Source organism: Arcobacter defluvii, from assembly GCF_013201725.1.
GTDB lineage: Bacteria > Campylobacterota > Campylobacteria > Campylobacterales > Arcobacteraceae > Aliarcobacter > Aliarcobacter defluvii.
The window spans coordinates 1487285-1501684 of the sequence record NZ_CP053835.1; the positions used below are offsets into that span (position 1 = coordinate 1487285).

General features: G+C 25.6%; 21 protein-coding genes. 13 read left to right on the forward strand and 8 right to left on the reverse strand.

Annotated features, from left to right (window positions below; genetic code table 11):
* Positions 1-53 precede the first annotated feature (53 nt).
* Both ADFLV_RS07520 and ADFLV_RS07525 read left to right on the forward strand, forming a co-directional pair.
* Positions 54-431 carry a S24 family peptidase gene (locus ADFLV_RS07520; RefSeq protein ID WP_129011577.1) on the forward strand — a complete coding sequence of 126 codons (378 nt, stop codon included), beginning with the start codon at positions 54-56 and terminating at the stop codon, positions 429-431.
* Positions 421-792 (forward strand): DCC1-like thiol-disulfide oxidoreductase family protein, encoded by a 372-nt coding sequence (locus ADFLV_RS07525; protein ID WP_129011578.1) that lies wholly within the window; start codon positions 421-423, stop codon positions 790-792. Before ADFLV_RS07520 ends, ADFLV_RS07525 begins: the two co-directional genes overlap by 11 nt.
* Before the next feature lie 22 nt (positions 793-814).
* On the opposite strand, the gene ADFLV_RS07530 is transcribed toward ADFLV_RS07525, so the two are convergent.
* Positions 815-1417, reverse strand: coding sequence for an RraA family protein (locus ADFLV_RS07530; protein ID WP_129011579.1), 603 nt, complete (start codon positions 1415-1417; stop codon positions 815-817).
* Between the two features lie 108 nt (positions 1418-1525).
* Between ADFLV_RS07530 and rlmF the strand changes: the two genes are divergently transcribed.
* Positions 1526-2467 carry a 23S rRNA (adenine(1618)-N(6))-methyltransferase RlmF gene (rlmF, locus tag ADFLV_RS07535; RefSeq protein WP_129011580.1) on the forward strand — a complete coding sequence of 314 codons (942 nt, stop codon included), beginning with the start codon at positions 1526-1528 and terminating at the stop codon, positions 2465-2467.
* On the opposite strand, the gene aat is transcribed toward rlmF, so the two are convergent.
* On the reverse strand, positions 2464-3132 hold the full coding sequence (gene aat / locus ADFLV_RS07540) for a leucyl/phenylalanyl-tRNA--protein transferase (protein ID WP_129011581.1): 669 nt from the start codon (positions 3130-3132) through the stop codon (positions 2464-2466). The genes rlmF and aat overlap by 4 nt on opposite strands.
* Before the next feature lie 63 nt (positions 3133-3195).
* Here aat and ADFLV_RS07545 point away from each other — a divergent pair, with 63 nt between their 5' ends.
* Entirely contained in the window at positions 3196-3882 is a 687-nt protein-coding gene (locus tag ADFLV_RS07545) for a pseudouridine synthase (RefSeq protein ID WP_129011582.1), read from the forward strand.
* On the opposite strand, the gene ADFLV_RS07550 is transcribed toward ADFLV_RS07545, so the two are convergent.
* Positions 3879-4040 carry a hypothetical protein gene (locus tag ADFLV_RS07550; RefSeq protein WP_158310008.1) on the reverse strand — a complete coding sequence of 54 codons (162 nt, stop codon included), beginning with the start codon at positions 4038-4040 and terminating at the stop codon, positions 3879-3881. The two genes, ADFLV_RS07545 and ADFLV_RS07550, sit on opposite strands and share 4 nt — an antisense overlap.
* 8 nt (positions 4041-4048) lie before the next feature.
* Positions 4049-4672 carry an HAD family hydrolase gene (locus tag ADFLV_RS07555; protein WP_129011583.1) on the reverse strand — a complete coding sequence of 208 codons (624 nt, stop codon included), beginning with the start codon at positions 4670-4672 and terminating at the stop codon, positions 4049-4051.
* 304 nt (positions 4673-4976) lie between these two features.
* On the opposite strand from ADFLV_RS07555, the gene ADFLV_RS07560 reads away from it, so the two are divergent.
* The 7 genes from ADFLV_RS07560 to ADFLV_RS07590 are packed head-to-tail and all read left to right on the forward strand — an operon-like array spanning position 4977 to position 10795.
* Positions 4977-5480, forward strand: a complete 504-nt coding sequence (locus ADFLV_RS07560; RefSeq protein WP_129011584.1) for a hypothetical protein — start codon at positions 4977-4979, stop codon at positions 5478-5480.
* The gene (locus ADFLV_RS07565; protein ID WP_014474174.1) at positions 5480-6190 is read left to right on the forward strand and encodes a sulfite exporter TauE/SafE family protein; all 711 of its coding nucleotides are present in this window, start codon (positions 5480-5482) and stop codon (positions 6188-6190) included. The genes ADFLV_RS07560 and ADFLV_RS07565 overlap by 1 nt, the downstream gene beginning before the upstream one ends.
* A 33-nt stretch (positions 6191-6223) precedes the next feature.
* A complete protein-coding gene (locus ADFLV_RS07570; protein ID WP_014474175.1) occupies positions 6224-6406 on the forward strand; it encodes a hypothetical protein in 183 nt (60 codons plus the stop codon).
* 23 nt (positions 6407-6429) lie between these two features.
* Complete coding sequence (locus ADFLV_RS07575; protein ID WP_129011585.1) at positions 6430-8331, forward strand: TonB-dependent receptor; 1902 nt, start codon at positions 6430-6432, stop codon at positions 8329-8331.
* A gap of 1 nt (position 8332) precedes the next feature.
* Positions 8333-9166, forward strand: a complete 834-nt coding sequence (locus tag ADFLV_RS07580; protein ID WP_129011586.1) for an ABC transporter substrate-binding protein — start codon at positions 8333-8335, stop codon at positions 9164-9166.
* Positions 9141-9839: an ATP-binding cassette domain-containing protein gene (locus ADFLV_RS07585; protein WP_129011587.1), complete on the forward strand. Its 699-nt coding sequence runs from the start codon at positions 9141-9143 to the stop codon at positions 9837-9839. The genes ADFLV_RS07580 and ADFLV_RS07585 overlap by 26 nt, the downstream gene beginning before the upstream one ends.
* Positions 9836-10795, forward strand: a complete 960-nt coding sequence (locus ADFLV_RS07590; RefSeq protein ID WP_129011588.1) for a FecCD family ABC transporter permease — start codon at positions 9836-9838, stop codon at positions 10793-10795. Before ADFLV_RS07585 ends, ADFLV_RS07590 begins: the two co-directional genes overlap by 4 nt.
* Positions 10796-10799: 4 nt before the next feature.
* Here the strand turns inward: ADFLV_RS07590 and ADFLV_RS07595 are convergent, their stop codons facing one another.
* The 4 genes from ADFLV_RS07595 to ADFLV_RS07605 all read right to left on the reverse strand — a co-directional run bounded on the left by ADFLV_RS07595 (position 10800) and on the right by ADFLV_RS07605 (position 12213).
* A complete protein-coding gene (locus ADFLV_RS07595; RefSeq protein WP_228712396.1) occupies positions 10800-11144 on the reverse strand; it encodes a SixA phosphatase family protein in 345 nt (114 codons plus the stop codon).
* Positions 11145-11162: 18 nt separating this feature from the next.
* Positions 11163-11291: a SixA phosphatase family protein gene (locus ADFLV_RS15230; RefSeq protein WP_268812262.1), complete on the reverse strand. Its 129-nt coding sequence runs from the start codon at positions 11289-11291 to the stop codon at positions 11163-11165.
* The gene (locus ADFLV_RS07600; protein ID WP_129011589.1) at positions 11292-11906 is read right to left on the reverse strand and encodes an acyl carrier protein phosphodiesterase; all 615 of its coding nucleotides are present in this window, start codon (positions 11904-11906) and stop codon (positions 11292-11294) included. It lies immediately after the preceding gene.
* 94 nt (positions 11907-12000) lie between these two features.
* Positions 12001-12213 (reverse strand): hypothetical protein, encoded by a 213-nt coding sequence (locus ADFLV_RS07605; RefSeq protein WP_014474182.1) that lies wholly within the window; start codon positions 12211-12213, stop codon positions 12001-12003.
* Between the two features lie 56 nt (positions 12214-12269).
* Between ADFLV_RS07605 and ADFLV_RS07610 the strand changes: the two genes are divergently transcribed.
* Positions 12270-13247 carry an SLAC1 anion channel family protein gene (locus ADFLV_RS07610; protein WP_129011590.1) on the forward strand — a complete coding sequence of 326 codons (978 nt, stop codon included), beginning with the start codon at positions 12270-12272 and terminating at the stop codon, positions 13245-13247.
* Between the two features lie 102 nt (positions 13248-13349).
* A complete protein-coding gene (locus tag ADFLV_RS07615; RefSeq protein ID WP_129011591.1) occupies positions 13350-14369 on the forward strand; it encodes an aldo/keto reductase in 1020 nt (339 codons plus the stop codon).
* Positions 14370-14400: the final 31 nt, after the last annotated feature.

Consider the following 14400-nt stretch of genomic DNA (forward strand, 5'->3'; position numbering starts at 1 on the left):
TTTTTATAATATTAAATAAAGAGTTAAATAGTAAGTATAATAAATTAAAAACAATGAACAAAATAAAACTAGAATACCACCAAGAAATAGATAACAAAATAGTAAAAAAAGAGTTAGAGTTTGAAGAGGATTTGATTAAAGTTCCATACTCTAAGACTTCACTTTTTGTCTCAAAAATAGAAGGTAAATCTATGCAACCAGTTATTTCTGATAACTCTTTGGTTGTTGCTGATTTATCTCAAAAAGAGTTTGAAGATGAAGCAATATTTTTGATTTATAAAGATGATAATATGTGGATAAAAAAAGCTAGTCTTATAGAGCAAAAAGAGTTTTTTGTATCTATAAATCCTGATTTTTCTCATCTTGTTTATAAAAAAGAGGATTGTAGAATCATCGCAAAAGTTTTGATATATTTTGAAAATGAAAACTAATCAAATAATCATATTTTACGATGAAGAGTGCCCTTTTTGTAAAAACTATACAAACTTTTTGAAGCTAAAAAAGAGTTTTGATTTAAAACTAATAGATGCAAGAAAAAATAAAATAGAACTAGAAAATATTTGTAAAAACCTAGATATAAACGATGGTTTTATAGTTGTTTATGAAAATCATTGTTTTCAAGGAGCTAAAGCTTTAGAGTTTTTAAATAGTGCAGTTGATAAAACTACGATTTTGGGAAAATTGCACTTTTTCTTTGCTTACGATAATACTTTTTCAAAATTTTTATACAAAATTCTTTTTATTTTGAGAAAATTTATACTTTTTATTTTAAGAAAAGATAGCAAAATCTAATCTTTTCTTAATATCTTAAAAATCACTCATAAAATGAGTCTATATTTTTTTTGTGTCTATTTGCCCACTCTTCAAAACTCAAAGCAGACTCTTTTTTAACTTTTTCTTTACACTCTTGATATATCTCTTCGGCTCTATCTTTTGGAATAACTGCAATTCCTTCTTCATCAGCAACTATTATATCACCTGGATTTACATTTATTCCACCAGCAATTATTGGTGTATTTACTGGAACAGCTTGTTTTTTTGTTCCTGGCATTGCTAAAACACCACGTCCAAACATTGGAATTCTTTTTTCTCTAATCTCTGCGATATCCCTTACAACACCATCAATCACAAAACCTACAATTCCTCTGTTATACGCAATAGTGGCTACATTTCCACCAATCACTGCATAATCCATTGTATTTGATTGGGCTACTATTATAGAACCAACTGGCGCTTCATAAATAGCTCTATGAAGTGCTAAATTTTCTCCTGCAACCATATTTACAGTAAATGCAGGACCTGAGATTCTAGGAATATTTGACCAAAGCTCTTTTATTCCAGCATCCATAAAACTTTCTCTTTTTAAAGTTCCTGCATAATCACAAGGTGAAATTTCACTAAATTTTTTATAATCCACATATTCTCCTTATTATTGGTAAGAAATATTACACTATTAAAATAAAAAGTTGCAAATACTTAGAAAATCAATAATACAATTTTCATTATCAATAGGATAAAATAAGATATGTCAAATACAAAAACACTACATCCCAGAAATTTTCATAACAATAGATATGATTTTACTACTTTAATAAAATCTCAAGATAGTCTAAAAGAGTTTGTAAAACCAAATAAATATGGTGATTTATCAATAGATTTTGCAAATCCTGAGGCTGTTATTACTTTAAATAAAGCCTTATTATCGCATTTTTATGGGATTAAAAATTGGGAAATCCCAAAAGGATATTTATGTCCTCCAATTCCTGGACGAGCTGATTATATACATCATATTGCGGATTTATTAGCTTTAAGTAACAATGGAAAAATTCCTAAAGGAAAAGCTATAAAAGGTTTAGATGTTGGAGTTGGAGCAAATTGTATTTATCCTATTATTGGTGTTAGCGTTTATGGTTGGCAGTTTTTAGGAAGTGATATAGAAAAAAGTTCTATTGAATCAGTTTTAAATATCATAAATTCAAATGAAATTTTAAAAGAAAATATCAAAGTATTACAGCAAGAAAATCCTTCTAATATTTTTGTAAATATTATCAATAAAGATGAAAAATATGATTTTACTTTATGCAATCCTCCTTTTCATAAATCATTAGATGAAGCATTAGCAGGAAATAAAAGAAAAGTTCAAAATCTTACAAAACAAAAAAGTACAAAAAGTGCTCTAAATTTTGGTGGGAAAAACAACGAACTTTGGTGCGAAGGTGGAGAAATAGTATTTATTAAAAATATGATAAAAGAGAGTTTAGCGTTTTCAAAAAACTGTCTTTGGTTTACAACTCTTGTATCAAAAAAAGAGAATCTTCCTTTTATTTATAAAGCATTAAAAGATCTAAAAGCAGTAGAAGTAAAAACAATAGAAATGGCTCACGGTCAAAAGATAAGTAGAATAGTAGCTTGGACTTTTTTACCAAAAGATGAGCAAAAAACTTGGGCTAAAAATAGAGTAAATTAATCTACGCCCAATATTTTAAAATACTCATCTCTGCTTATTTCACTAGCTCCCAAACTAGCTAAATGGTCATTGTAAACTTGACAATCTATGATTTTGATTTCATTTTCTTTTGCCCATTGGCAAAGATGATAAAAAGCAACTTTTGAAGCATCAGTTACCTTTGCAAACATACTTTCACCACAAAAAACATCACCAATAACAAGTCCATAAAGTCCACCAACTAACTCATCATCCAAATATGTTTCAATAGAAAATGCAACTTCAAGTTCATGTAAGTTTGTATAAGCTTGTATGAACTCTTCACTTATCCAAGTGCTATCTTCATGTTTTCGTTTAATTTCGGCACATTCACGCATAACTCTTTCAAAGTTTTCATTTGATTTGACAACAAAGCCTTTGTTTGTTATTGATTTTTTTAGGCTTTTAGATACTTTCATTTCATTTGGATTTAACACCATTCTTTTATTTGGAGAAAACCAATGAATATAACCATAATCGTCAATATACCAAGGAAAAATCCCATTTTCATAAGCATTTATAAGTCTTTGAGGATGAAAGTCACCACCAACAGCAACTAAATCATCTTTCATCATCTCCAAAGTTGGAAAATCAAAGTTATCATCATCTAATAAATAGATTTTATATTTTTTATCAAGTAATTTCATATTTGTATTTTATTGAAAAAAATGTTAATATCCGACCAATTTAAAAGAAAAAGATAGGAATTTATGGCAAATAGTTATAAAAGAATAGATGCACATCTGTCTAGTTTGGGATATTGTACACGAGGTGAAGCAAAAAAGTTTTTGAGAATTTTTGAAGTTTTAGTAAAAGACAAAAGAGTTTTTGACCCATCTTTAAAAGCATATCATGATGATATCAAAATTGATGGTGAGCCAATAGATGCTGAAACAATCACTATTTTATTAAATAAACCAAATGGTTTTATTTGCTCTCATAATGATGCAGGAAGTTTGATTTATTCTTTAATTCCACAACGTTGGAATAGAAGAAATCCAAAAATCTCAACTGTTGGAAGACTTGATGTTGATACAACAGGAGCTATTATTTTAACAGATGATGGAGACTTAAATCATAGATTAACAAGTCCAAAAAGTGATGTTATAAAAGTTTATGAAGCTACACTTGCAAAACCACTAAAAGGTGATGAAGCTCAAATCTTTGCAAGTGGAGAACTTATGCTAAATGGTGAAAAGAAACCTTTACTTCCAGCTATTCTTGAAATTATAACTCCAACACAAGTTCGACTTGAAATTGTTGAGGGAAAATATCATCAAGTAAAAAGAATGTTTGCAGCAGTAGGAAATAGGGTAGTTAAACTTCATAGATTAAATTTTGCAGGATTTGATGTAGAAGATTTAAAAGAGGGTGAATATAAGTTTATAAAACTTTAACACTCCTCTTTTTTTGTTATTGTCCAATCTTTATTTTCTTCTTGAAGTTTATCTATTTGTTTTTGAGTTAAGTCAAGATACTTCATAATTTTTCCATCAAAAATAATACAAGGGAAAACTTCCTCTTTTTTAAAGAGATTTTTTATACTTTCAAACATAATAACTCTTAGTAAAATTTTGCTTTTATTTTATTTTCTAACTCTTGAACAGTTTCAATTGCATCTTTTTCATGATTTGAAAATCCCCAATTAACTAAAACTGAATCAACACCTGCATTTGTAGCAGCCATAATATCTTTGTGAGAATCACCAATTAGTTGTGCATTATGTTTTTGTATATTATGTTTATCCAAAATTTTATAAACCATTTCAGGATGTGGTTTTGGATTTTTTACACTGTCATATCCTAAAATAGTTGAAAAATATTTTGCTAAACCCACATGATTTAGCATCTTATATGCATAAGTTGAGTTTGCATTTGTTGCAACTGCAAGTGTAAAATCACCTTTTAAATCTTCAATTAGTTTAGTAATACCATCATAAACAGCCAAATCACTTAAACAGTGTTGATTATAATACTCTTCAAAAAGTTTTGTTTGTTCTTGTGTAAACTCTTTTGTTCCATAAAAAAACTCTGCTGAGTTTATAGTTGGGTCATTTACTTTTTCTAAAATATGATTTTTTTCTAATTTTTCAAAACCTAAATTTTCTCGTACATAATTTATAGTATTTGTAATGGCAAATCCACTATCAATCAATGTTCCGTCCATATCAAACATTATTAGACGCATTAAATTCCTTTTTTCTTTTGATTTTTTATTATATTATTAAAAATATAAGTAAATAGTTAAAAAAAATAAACAAATAGGAGAACTTTTATCTTATTTTAATATTTGAACTGATATTATTCTTCCATAGGATATTTGTATTAAATCCTCCTACTACTAAATACATATGATTTTGTATCCTATACTCTGAAATAGATTTGAATACGGGCTTTACAGTTTTTCCCTCTGTAAAGCCTTTTTTTATGCCTTAATAATCTGAATTTTATAAACAAGTGAATATAATACGGCTAAAATTTGGGAGTTCCAATTGAAAAAAATCTTACCTTTTTTTACAATAATAGTAATAATTGCCATCATTGTTATAATATTTTTATCAATGTCAAATAGTAAACAAATGGTTGTTTTAAAAGAGGGTAATACTACTCAAACACCACTTGATATAGTTTTAGGAAAATATCAAGATAGTGATTGTGGGATGATTATTGATAATCTTGATTATGTTTCTCAAGTTGTAGCTCCTGATGGTAAAACTTGGTTTTTCCATGATCACGGTGGAATGGCAAATTGGTTAAAAGATAAAGCTTTTAAAGATGAAGCAAAAATCTGGGTTAGAACTATCGATACAAAAAAATATATAGATGGAAGAACGGCTTGGTATAGTCAAACAGATATAACTCCTATGAGATACGGATTTGGTGCTTATGAAAATAAACAAGATGGATTTATTACTTTTGAAGAGATGAGTTTAAAAATGCTTCGAGGTGAAACTATGGCAAATCCAGTTTACAAAAAAGAATTATTAGGTAAATAATGGAAGCAATTAGTATTATAACTATTATTTCAATAGCTTTTTTAGGTTCATTTGGTCATTGTGTTGGAATGTGTGGAGGAATTGTTATCGCATATTCAAGTACAAAAATAAAAGCTGAATGGTCAAAACAAGTTCAAGCTATTGCTCATTTATTGTACTCTTTTGGAAGAATTACAACTTATATGATATTGGGAGCTTTATTTGGTCTTGTTGGTGGAGTTGTGACTTTTGATAATCTTACAAGTGGGATATTTTTACTTATAACTGGATTTATGATGGTTTTAGTTGGACTTTCACTTCTTGGAAAAATCAAGTTTTTAACAATGCTTGAACATAGTTGCTCAAAATCATCTTTTTATCAAAAAACATTTAAATCACTTTTAGGTTCAGATTCTTTATTTAGTTTTTATCTTTTAGGTATGCTAAATGGACTACTTCCATGTGGTTTTGTATATGTTTTTGCAATTACAGCAGCTAGTACAGGAAGTGCATTTTGGGGTGCATTTGTAATGCTGATTTTTGGACTTAGTACAATACCTGCACTTTTTTCTCTTGGTTTTTTTGTTGGACTTTTTAAACAATCAAATTTAAGAGATTTATTTATTAAACTTGCTTCAATTTTAGTAATTGCTTTTGGAATATACATAGGATATATCGGTTATGAATATCTAACAGATCCAACAAAATCAATTTTAAGTTGTCATATATAAATCAACAAAATAAATTTTATAAAGGAGGAAATAATGATCAGTAAAAATAGAAAATACTTTAGTCTTTTCGGAATTTTAGCTGCGACTGTAGATAAAAAAATACAATCAATAAATTGTATGATTCATTCTATTTTATCAAAAATGCCAAAAATTACTAAACAATTGTTACAAAAACAATTAAAACCAATCAAATTATATTCAACAAATAACATATAAATAATAATTTAGGAAAATTAATAATGCAAAAAAAATTATCTATAAGCTTAGTTGCAAGCTTTCTAATAGCAACAAACCTTTTCTCAGCTCAAGATTTAGAAACAATCACAGTTAATTCATCTGCAATTAAATCTGATGAAAAAACAGCAACTTTTTCTACAGAAATATATACAAAAGAAGATATTGATAAATCAAAATCAAAAGATATTTATGAATTTCTATCATCTCAAACTTCTGTTAATGTTAATTCATATTTTGGGAATACATTTTCTCAATTATTAGATTTAAGAGGTTATGGAATATCAAATGGTGGTGAAAATCTTATAGTTTTAGTTAATGGTAGAAGAATGAATAATATTGATTCTACACCACAATTATTGAGTTCAATTCCAATTGATAGCATTGAAAAAATTGAAATTTTAAAAGGTACAGGTTCTGTTCAGTTTGGTGATGGAGCAAATGCAGGTGTAATTAATATTATTACTAATGGTATTAATGAAAGTTATATAAAAGCCTATGTTGGAAATAATGGTGTTAAAAATGGAACATTAAGTTTTGGACATAGTTTTGATAAAGTTATTATAAATGGTTACACAGATTATAGTTCAACAGATGGAAATATATATAATAGCAATGATGAAAAAAATGATAATTACAATAAAAATAAAAAGATTAGTGTAACATATTTTCCAATAGATGAATTAGAATTAAATTTATCAAGAAGTTACTCAAATATGAATACTAAATATGGAAGTTCTATAACATTAGATGATTATGAAAATAATATCAATAGAACATCATATTTTACAGAACAATATTTTAGAAGTTATGTAACAAGTGTAGGAGCTAAATATAATATAAATAATAATTTATCTCTTGAATTAGATTTTAATGATGAAAATAAGTTAAGTAGATATTCTTCAGGTTGGGCTTCAAATTATGATTATAAATCTTTTGGAAGTAAATTAAATTATAATTATGAAGATTTAAAAATTGCTGTAGGCATTGATGGATTTAATGGTGATAGAATAAGTTCTAGTGATATAACTACAAAAGACAATAAAGCAGTTTTCATATCAGCAGAATATAATATAACAGATGATTTAAAAATATCTTCTGGTGTAAGAAGAGAAAATGTTGAATACAAATATCAACCAAATAGTGGAAGTAGTTTAGAAGAAGATGATTATTTAAATGCTTACGATGTAGGAGTTAACTATATTTTGGATGAGAAATCATCTATATTTGCAAATTATAATAGAAGTTATCAAGCTCCTGATATTGATAAATTTTTTACCTATGGTTCGTTTAATAATTTTATCGAACCATCTAAAGTTCATAATTATACAGTTGGATATAATAATATTTTACAAAATAATAAATTTAAATTTTCTATATTTAGAGCTGATTTAAAAAATGAAATTTATTATTATAATACTGGTTCTTGGTTAACTTCATTTAATACAAATATAGATAAATCTCATAAATATGGTTTAGAGATATTTGATAAATATTTAATTAATGAAAATTTATATACATCTTTTAATTATTCATATATTATTGCAAAAATTGATGAAGAAAATGAAGGAAATGGTGCATATAATGGTAAATATTTGCCAGGAGTTTCAAAGCACAATATTACAGTTAATTTAGGTTATAATATAAATAATATAAATACTATATTATCTCATACTTATAAAAGTAGCGCTTATGCATCTAATGATTTTGAAAATAATTTTACTCAAAAACAAGAAGTGTATAATTCTACAGATTTTACAATTTCATATACTTATCAAAATCTTGAATTATTTGGGAAAATTCAAAATATTTTTGATGAAAAAAATGGAATGTGGATTAGGGATGATGCAATTTATCCAATTAATTTTGAAACAACGTATTATGCTGGTATGAAAGTAAAATTCTAATATGAAAAAAATTTTATTTATACTAATTTTTTGTATAAATTTGTTGGCAGAAGAGAGAATTGTAACTCTCTCTCCATCAATAAATGAAATTGTATTTGCTTTAGGTGTTGGAAAAAATGTAGTTGCAAATACAAATTTTTGTGATTATCCTGAAGAATCAAAGAATGTTACAAAAATTGGTGGATATAACAATATCTCTTTAGAAAAGATATTGAAATTAAAACCAACAGTTGTAATAGGGCAAGATTATGATGAAAAACTAAATTCAAATTTAAAAGCTTTGGGTATTAAAACTTTGATTTATAAAACAAATACAATAAATACTATTCAAAATACTATAAATGATTTAGGTGATTTTTTTGATAAAAAAGATAAAGCAAAAGAGTTAAATATGAATATAACAAATGCTTTAAATTCTTTAAATTCAATAGTTGAAAATAAGAAATTCTTGATTGTTATAAGTCCACAAACCACTCTTTCTAATCAAATTTATATAACAGGGAATTATATCTATTTTGAAGATGTTATAAAAGCAAGTGGAAATCAAAATGCTTATTCTTCAAAAAATCATGCGCAACCTGTTGTAAATACAGAAAAAATTATAAATATGAATCCTGATATAATTGTTTTATTAACTCCATTTTTAGAAGGCGATAAAAAATCTCAAAATGAGATTATCAAAATTTGGAAAGATTTACCAATAAATGCATCAAAAAATGATAATATTTATACTATCGATAAATTATACGCTGGAATACCAAGCCATAGAATAGAGTTTTTTATAAAAGATTTTAGGAAGATATTAGAAAATGTTAGAGATAAAAAATTACAATAGTTCAATTTTAAAAGATATTTCATTTGTTTTAAAAAAAGGTGAAAATCTAATAATTTTGGGCGAAAATGGTGCAGGAAAATCAACTTTAGCAAAAGTTTTATCTAATCTAATATCAAATGATAAGGTTTTACTTTTTGAAGAGAATATCTCAAAAATAGATGATTTAAAAAGAGCAAAACTTATAAATTATATTCCTCCAAGACTCTCTATTTTTGATGAATATATTACTTTAAAAGAGTTTTTAGAACTCTCAAGTGTTGATATAGTTGATAATAATAAAATAGATAAAATAATCTTTTTATTAAAACTTGAAAAATTAAAAAATAGGTTTTGCAAAGCTTTTAGTTCAGGTGAAAAGCAACTTTTACTTCTTGCAAGTGCAATTATGCATAATGCAAAAATAACGATTTTTGATGAATTAACAGCAAATTTAGATATAAGTAGATTAAAAGAAGTTTTTGAGATATTAAATTCAGATTTATTGGAGCAAAAAATAGTAATTACACATAATTTAGATTTAGCCTATGCACTAAAATATAAAGTTTTATTTGTAAAAAATGGAAAAATAGCGTTTTTTGATGAGCATGAAAAATTTTTTACAAATGAGAATTTAGAAAAATTTTATAATAAAACTATTTTAAAACTAGAAAACCATTTGGTAGTTAATTTATGAAAATTTTACTTTATTTTTTTAGTTTTATTATAGTTATTATTTCGCCATTTTTAGGTGAAGTAACTCTTAGTTTTAAAGAAATTTTTGATTCAACAAATAGTTCTTCTATGGTATTTTGGGATTTAAGAGTTTCTAGGATTTTATTGGCATTTTTTGTTGGAGGAATTTTATCTTTGAGTGGTTTGATTTTTCAAATCATTTTTAAAAATGAACTAATAACTCCATATACGTTGGGAATTGCAAGTGGAACTACACTTTTTACTGCAATTGGTATAGTTTTTGTTCCTTTTTTATCTTTGACAATTTCATCAATATTTGGCTCGATTATTACTATTTTGATTTTGTATTTTATTTCAAGAGTTATAAATAAAAACTCTGTTGCTGTTTCTACAAACTCAATTTTATTAATAGGAATTGCATTATCTTATTTTTATAGTTCTGCGTTGATGTTGGTTTTTTATATGAGTAATTTACAAGAAAACTATTCTATTGTTAGATTTACTCTTGGAAGTTTAGATACAGTTGGATTTACAAATAGTTTTATTCTTATGGCGGTAAGTTTTGTTTTTTATTTAATAATTTATTTGTATAAAGAAAAAATTAAACTACTTTTGATTTGTAATGATACTGCTTTTTTAAAAGGTCTAAATGTAAATAAAATAAATTTAATACTTTTGATTGTAGTTTCTTTAAGTGTTGGAATAAGTATAAGTTTTGTAGGTCCAATAGGTTTTATAGGATTAGTTATTCCTCATATAATTAAACTAATTTATAAACAAAGTGCTCATAATTTGATATTTCCAGTATTTTTCTTTGGAGGAATTTTTTTAGTATTTTCTGATTTAATTTCTAGAAATTTAAACACTGATTCAACTTTGCCTATTGGCGTTGTTACAGCTTTTATTGGAGCGCCATTTTTTGTATATTTACTTATAAAAAGAAATAAAAAAGTATAAATTTTTATTTATACTTTTTAGGGTATTCAAAAAAGATAAGTTTTGAGTTTTCTTTTGATATATCTTTCCAAGATTTAGTATCAAAATCTACCTCAACAATACCACAAGTTGGAATATTTTCAAAATACTCTTTAGATAAAAAATTTACTAAATCAGAAATTCCAGGATTATGACCAAATAAAAAAGCTATTTTATTTTTATCTTCTATATTTTGTAAAACTTTTAGAAGATTTTCATAAGGTGCTTCATAAATAGATTTTTCAAATATAAATTTACCTTTAAAATCTAACTCTTTTATAAAATACTCACTTGTTAGTTTTGTTCTAAGTGATGGTGAGCAGATTATCAAATCAGGTTTTATATCTTTTTATTTTAAAATTTTTGCCATAAAAGGAGCATCTTTTAATCCTCTTTTATTTAAAGCTCTATCAAAATCTTCTAAAAAAGGATTACTCCAATCTGATTTTGCATGTCGAATTAAAACCAACTTTTTCATCTAAATTCTCCAATGTTTTAATCTATCTTTATCTAAATCTTGTTTTACAGTTTTACAAAGTTGTGGAAAAAATTCTAAAAAGTCTTTTTCTAAATGGTGAATATTTTCAACTACAGTTTTTGAATAACTGCTTGCACTATCTCTTTGTAAAAGTCTAGGGGATAATCTTCTATCCATTCTTGAAAAAGAAGTTTTTAGTTGATTTATAGTGTGATATTTATTTAACAAATCTCTTTCTATCATATGTGAAATTGGTAAATTTGCTTGATATGGCATAAAAGGAGTTCTTTTATAAGCTTCATGATAAAAATTATTGGAAAATTTTTTCAAAGGAACATTACAAAATTTATCCCAATTTTTTGTTAGAAAATAATCATAAGTTAAATCTATGATTATAGGTTTTAATAAACCTTTTTCTCTTAATCTTTTTTTACTTATAGTTACTATTTCATGTTTATCTGTAAAAGAATCAATTTGTTTATGTGTAAACATACCTTTTTTGATCTCTTCATTGGCATTTTCCCAAGCTTTTCCTTTTAAGGGATCAGCTAAAAAATTTCCAATTTGAAAATCTATATTTGATTCAGATAAAAATATATGTGCTAACCAATTCAAACATTTTCCTTAGTATTATAATTTATACTTATATAAAATAAAACAAACTTTAAATTTTATAAGTTATAATTATAAAAATATTTAGAAAAAAACATTATTTTTCTTTAGGATTTAGTTTGGCTTTTAACTTTTTAGGTAGATGAGCGAAAACCATAGTGCTATTTTTGATAAATTTATCTTTTTCATAAATTGCAATATCTAAACTCATACTTTCTATCTTAAAATTCAATAGTTTTATAGTTTGATTTCTATCTTCAAAAGATAGATTTTCTTTACTTAAATCTATGATTTTTTTACTTTTTGCCAAAATAAACCTTTTAAATTTTTTCTAATTATAATAAATTAATCTTAATAGGATTTATAATGCAAGAACAAGAGAGTATAAAAGCAATTCCTTCCAATAGATTGCAATTTTTCCCTATAATGATGTTTGCTACAATTATGGGATTAGGTGGTTTGACTTTAGTATATGAAAGAATGAGTAGTGTATTTCTTTTCCCAATGTTAATAGCCACAGTAATGATAGCTATTTCAACAATTTTATTTTTTGTTGTTTTAATTTTTTATAGTTTAAAACTTATTAAATTTAAAGATGAAGTTAAAAAAGAGTTCACCCACCCAATAAGAGTAAACTTTTTTGCAGCTTTTTCTATATCTATGTTGATTTTATCTATTGATTTTAGAGCTTATTCTATAAATATATCTGAAATATTTTTTATTTTTGGAGCACTTTTTCATATCTTTTTTACTTATTACACTATTAAATTTTGGATAAATAATAATCTTGAAATACAACACTCAAATCCAGCTTGGTTTATTCCTATTGTTGGAAATCTTATCGTTCCCATTGCTGGAAAAGGTTTTGTTGATGATTCTATTCTTTATTTTTATTTTTCAATTGGAATTTTTTTCTGGATTATTCTATTTTCTATTATTTTAAATAGAATTATTTTTCATAATCAATTTGCACCAAAATTTATGCCAACACTATTTATCTTAATAGCACCTCCTGCTATTGGATTTATTTCATATATAAAATTAACTGGAAATTTAGACTTTTTTGCACAAATTTTATTTAATTTAGGGCTATTTTTTACAATTCTAGTTTTTGTAATGTACAAAAACTTTGTAAAAATTAAATTCTTTATATCATGGTGGGCATTTACTTTTCCGATGGCAGCTGTAAGTTTAAGTGCTATTTTAATGCATGAATTAACTAAATATTGGATATATGAATTACTTGCTTATGTACTTACAACAATTACAACAGTGATTGTTATTTTAGTTGCTATTCAAACTATAAAACATATGAGAAAAAAAGAGATTTGTATTATGGAATAATCAACTTAAAACGATATAATCTAATTCCTATAAAAACAATTTATTGTTTTACATAGAATTTTACTTCTTAAAATTTTTTTAAGAGTTTAAAAAGGATATATTATGGAATTTCGTTATATTGGAAAAAGTGGATTAAGAGTTTCTACTATTTGTATGGGAACTATGACTTTTGGTTCAACTACAACAAAAGAAGAAGCATTCAAAATAATGGATAAAGCTTACGAAAATGGAATAAATTTTTTTGATACAGCCGAGCTTTATCCTGTCCCTCCCAAAGCAAATACAACAGGTATTACTGAACAAATTGTTGGTGAATGGCTAAAAACAAAACCAAGAGATTCAATCATTTTAGCAACAAAGGTTGCTGGTGCTGCTTCTGGTTGGTTTGTCCCTCCAATTCGTCACGGACTTACAGCTATTGATTCTTTTCATATAAAAAGAGCAGTAGAAGGAAGTTTAAAAAAACTTCAAACAGATTATATAGATTTATATCAAATGCATTGGCCTGACACTGTTGTTCCTATTGAAGAGTCATTAAAAGCTTTTGATGAACTTGTAAAAGAAGGAAAAGTACGATATATTGGAACTTCAAATGATAGTGCTTATGGTCTAACAAAAGCAAATGAAGTTGCAAAATATGAAAAACTAACTAGATTTGAATCTATTCAGAATAATTTTTCTTTATTAAATCCAAGATTTCATGATGAATTAGCAAATGTTTGTAGACGTGAAAATATTTCGCTTTTACCTTATTCTCCAATAGCAGGAGGAGTTTTAAGTGGAAAATATAATAATGATTTTTATCCTTCTGATGCACGATTTACAGCATATACAAACAATCCTAATATAAGAGTTCAAGCAATGGCAAAAAGGTTTGTAAATGATAAAACACTAAATGCAACAGTAAGATATATTGAACTTTCACATGAATATGGAATTTCACCTGTTACTTTAGCTGTTGCATATTCAAAACATTTTGATTTTGTTGCTTCAACAATAATTGGTGCAAGAGTTTTAAATCAATTAGATGAGTCACTAAAAGCATTTAATTTTAAGATAAATGATGAACTTTTAGCAAAAATTGAAGAGATTCAAAAGGATATTTTATATCCAATGGGATAAATTATTTTTTTATAAATTTAATCTTTTTTAA

Excerpts from the sequence above, each read along its gene's own strand:
- ADFLV_RS07520 (WP_129011577.1), top strand. The coding sequence starts at position 54 with ATGAACAAAATAAAACTAGAATACCACCAAGAAATAGATAACAAAATA.
- ADFLV_RS07525 (WP_129011578.1), top strand. The coding sequence starts at position 421 with ATGAAAACTAATCAAATAATCATATTTTACGATGAAGAGTGCCCTTTT.
- rlmF (WP_129011580.1), top strand. The coding sequence starts at position 1,526 with ATGTCAAATACAAAAACACTACATCCCAGAAATTTTCATAACAATAGA.
- aat (WP_129011581.1), bottom strand. The coding sequence starts at position 3,132 with ATGAAATTACTTGATAAAAAATATAAAATCTATTTATTAGATGATGAT.
- ADFLV_RS07545 (WP_129011582.1), top strand. The coding sequence starts at position 3,196 with ATGGCAAATAGTTATAAAAGAATAGATGCACATCTGTCTAGTTTGGGA.
- ADFLV_RS07550 (WP_158310008.1), bottom strand. The coding sequence starts at position 4,040 with ATGTTTGAAAGTATAAAAAATCTCTTTAAAAAAGAGGAAGTTTTCCCT.
- ADFLV_RS07555 (WP_129011583.1), bottom strand. The coding sequence starts at position 4,672 with ATGCGTCTAATAATGTTTGATATGGACGGAACATTGATTGATAGTGGA.
- ADFLV_RS07565 (WP_014474174.1), top strand. The coding sequence starts at position 5,480 with ATGGAAGCAATTAGTATTATAACTATTATTTCAATAGCTTTTTTAGGT.
- ADFLV_RS07570 (WP_014474175.1), top strand. The coding sequence starts at position 6,224 with ATGATCAGTAAAAATAGAAAATACTTTAGTCTTTTCGGAATTTTAGCT.
- ADFLV_RS07575 (WP_129011585.1), top strand. The coding sequence starts at position 6,430 with ATGCAAAAAAAATTATCTATAAGCTTAGTTGCAAGCTTTCTAATAGCA.
- ADFLV_RS07580 (WP_129011586.1), top strand. The coding sequence starts at position 8,333 with ATGAAAAAAATTTTATTTATACTAATTTTTTGTATAAATTTGTTGGCA.
- ADFLV_RS07585 (WP_129011587.1), top strand. The coding sequence starts at position 9,141 with ATGTTAGAGATAAAAAATTACAATAGTTCAATTTTAAAAGATATTTCA.
- ADFLV_RS07590 (WP_129011588.1), top strand. The coding sequence starts at position 9,836 with ATGAAAATTTTACTTTATTTTTTTAGTTTTATTATAGTTATTATTTCG.
- ADFLV_RS15230 (WP_268812262.1), bottom strand. The coding sequence starts at position 11,291 with ATGAAAAAGTTGGTTTTAATTCGACATGCAAAATCAGATTGGAGTAAT.
- ADFLV_RS07610 (WP_129011590.1), top strand. The coding sequence starts at position 12,270 with ATGCAAGAACAAGAGAGTATAAAAGCAATTCCTTCCAATAGATTGCAA.
- ADFLV_RS07615 (WP_129011591.1), top strand. The coding sequence starts at position 13,350 with ATGGAATTTCGTTATATTGGAAAAAGTGGATTAAGAGTTTCTACTATT.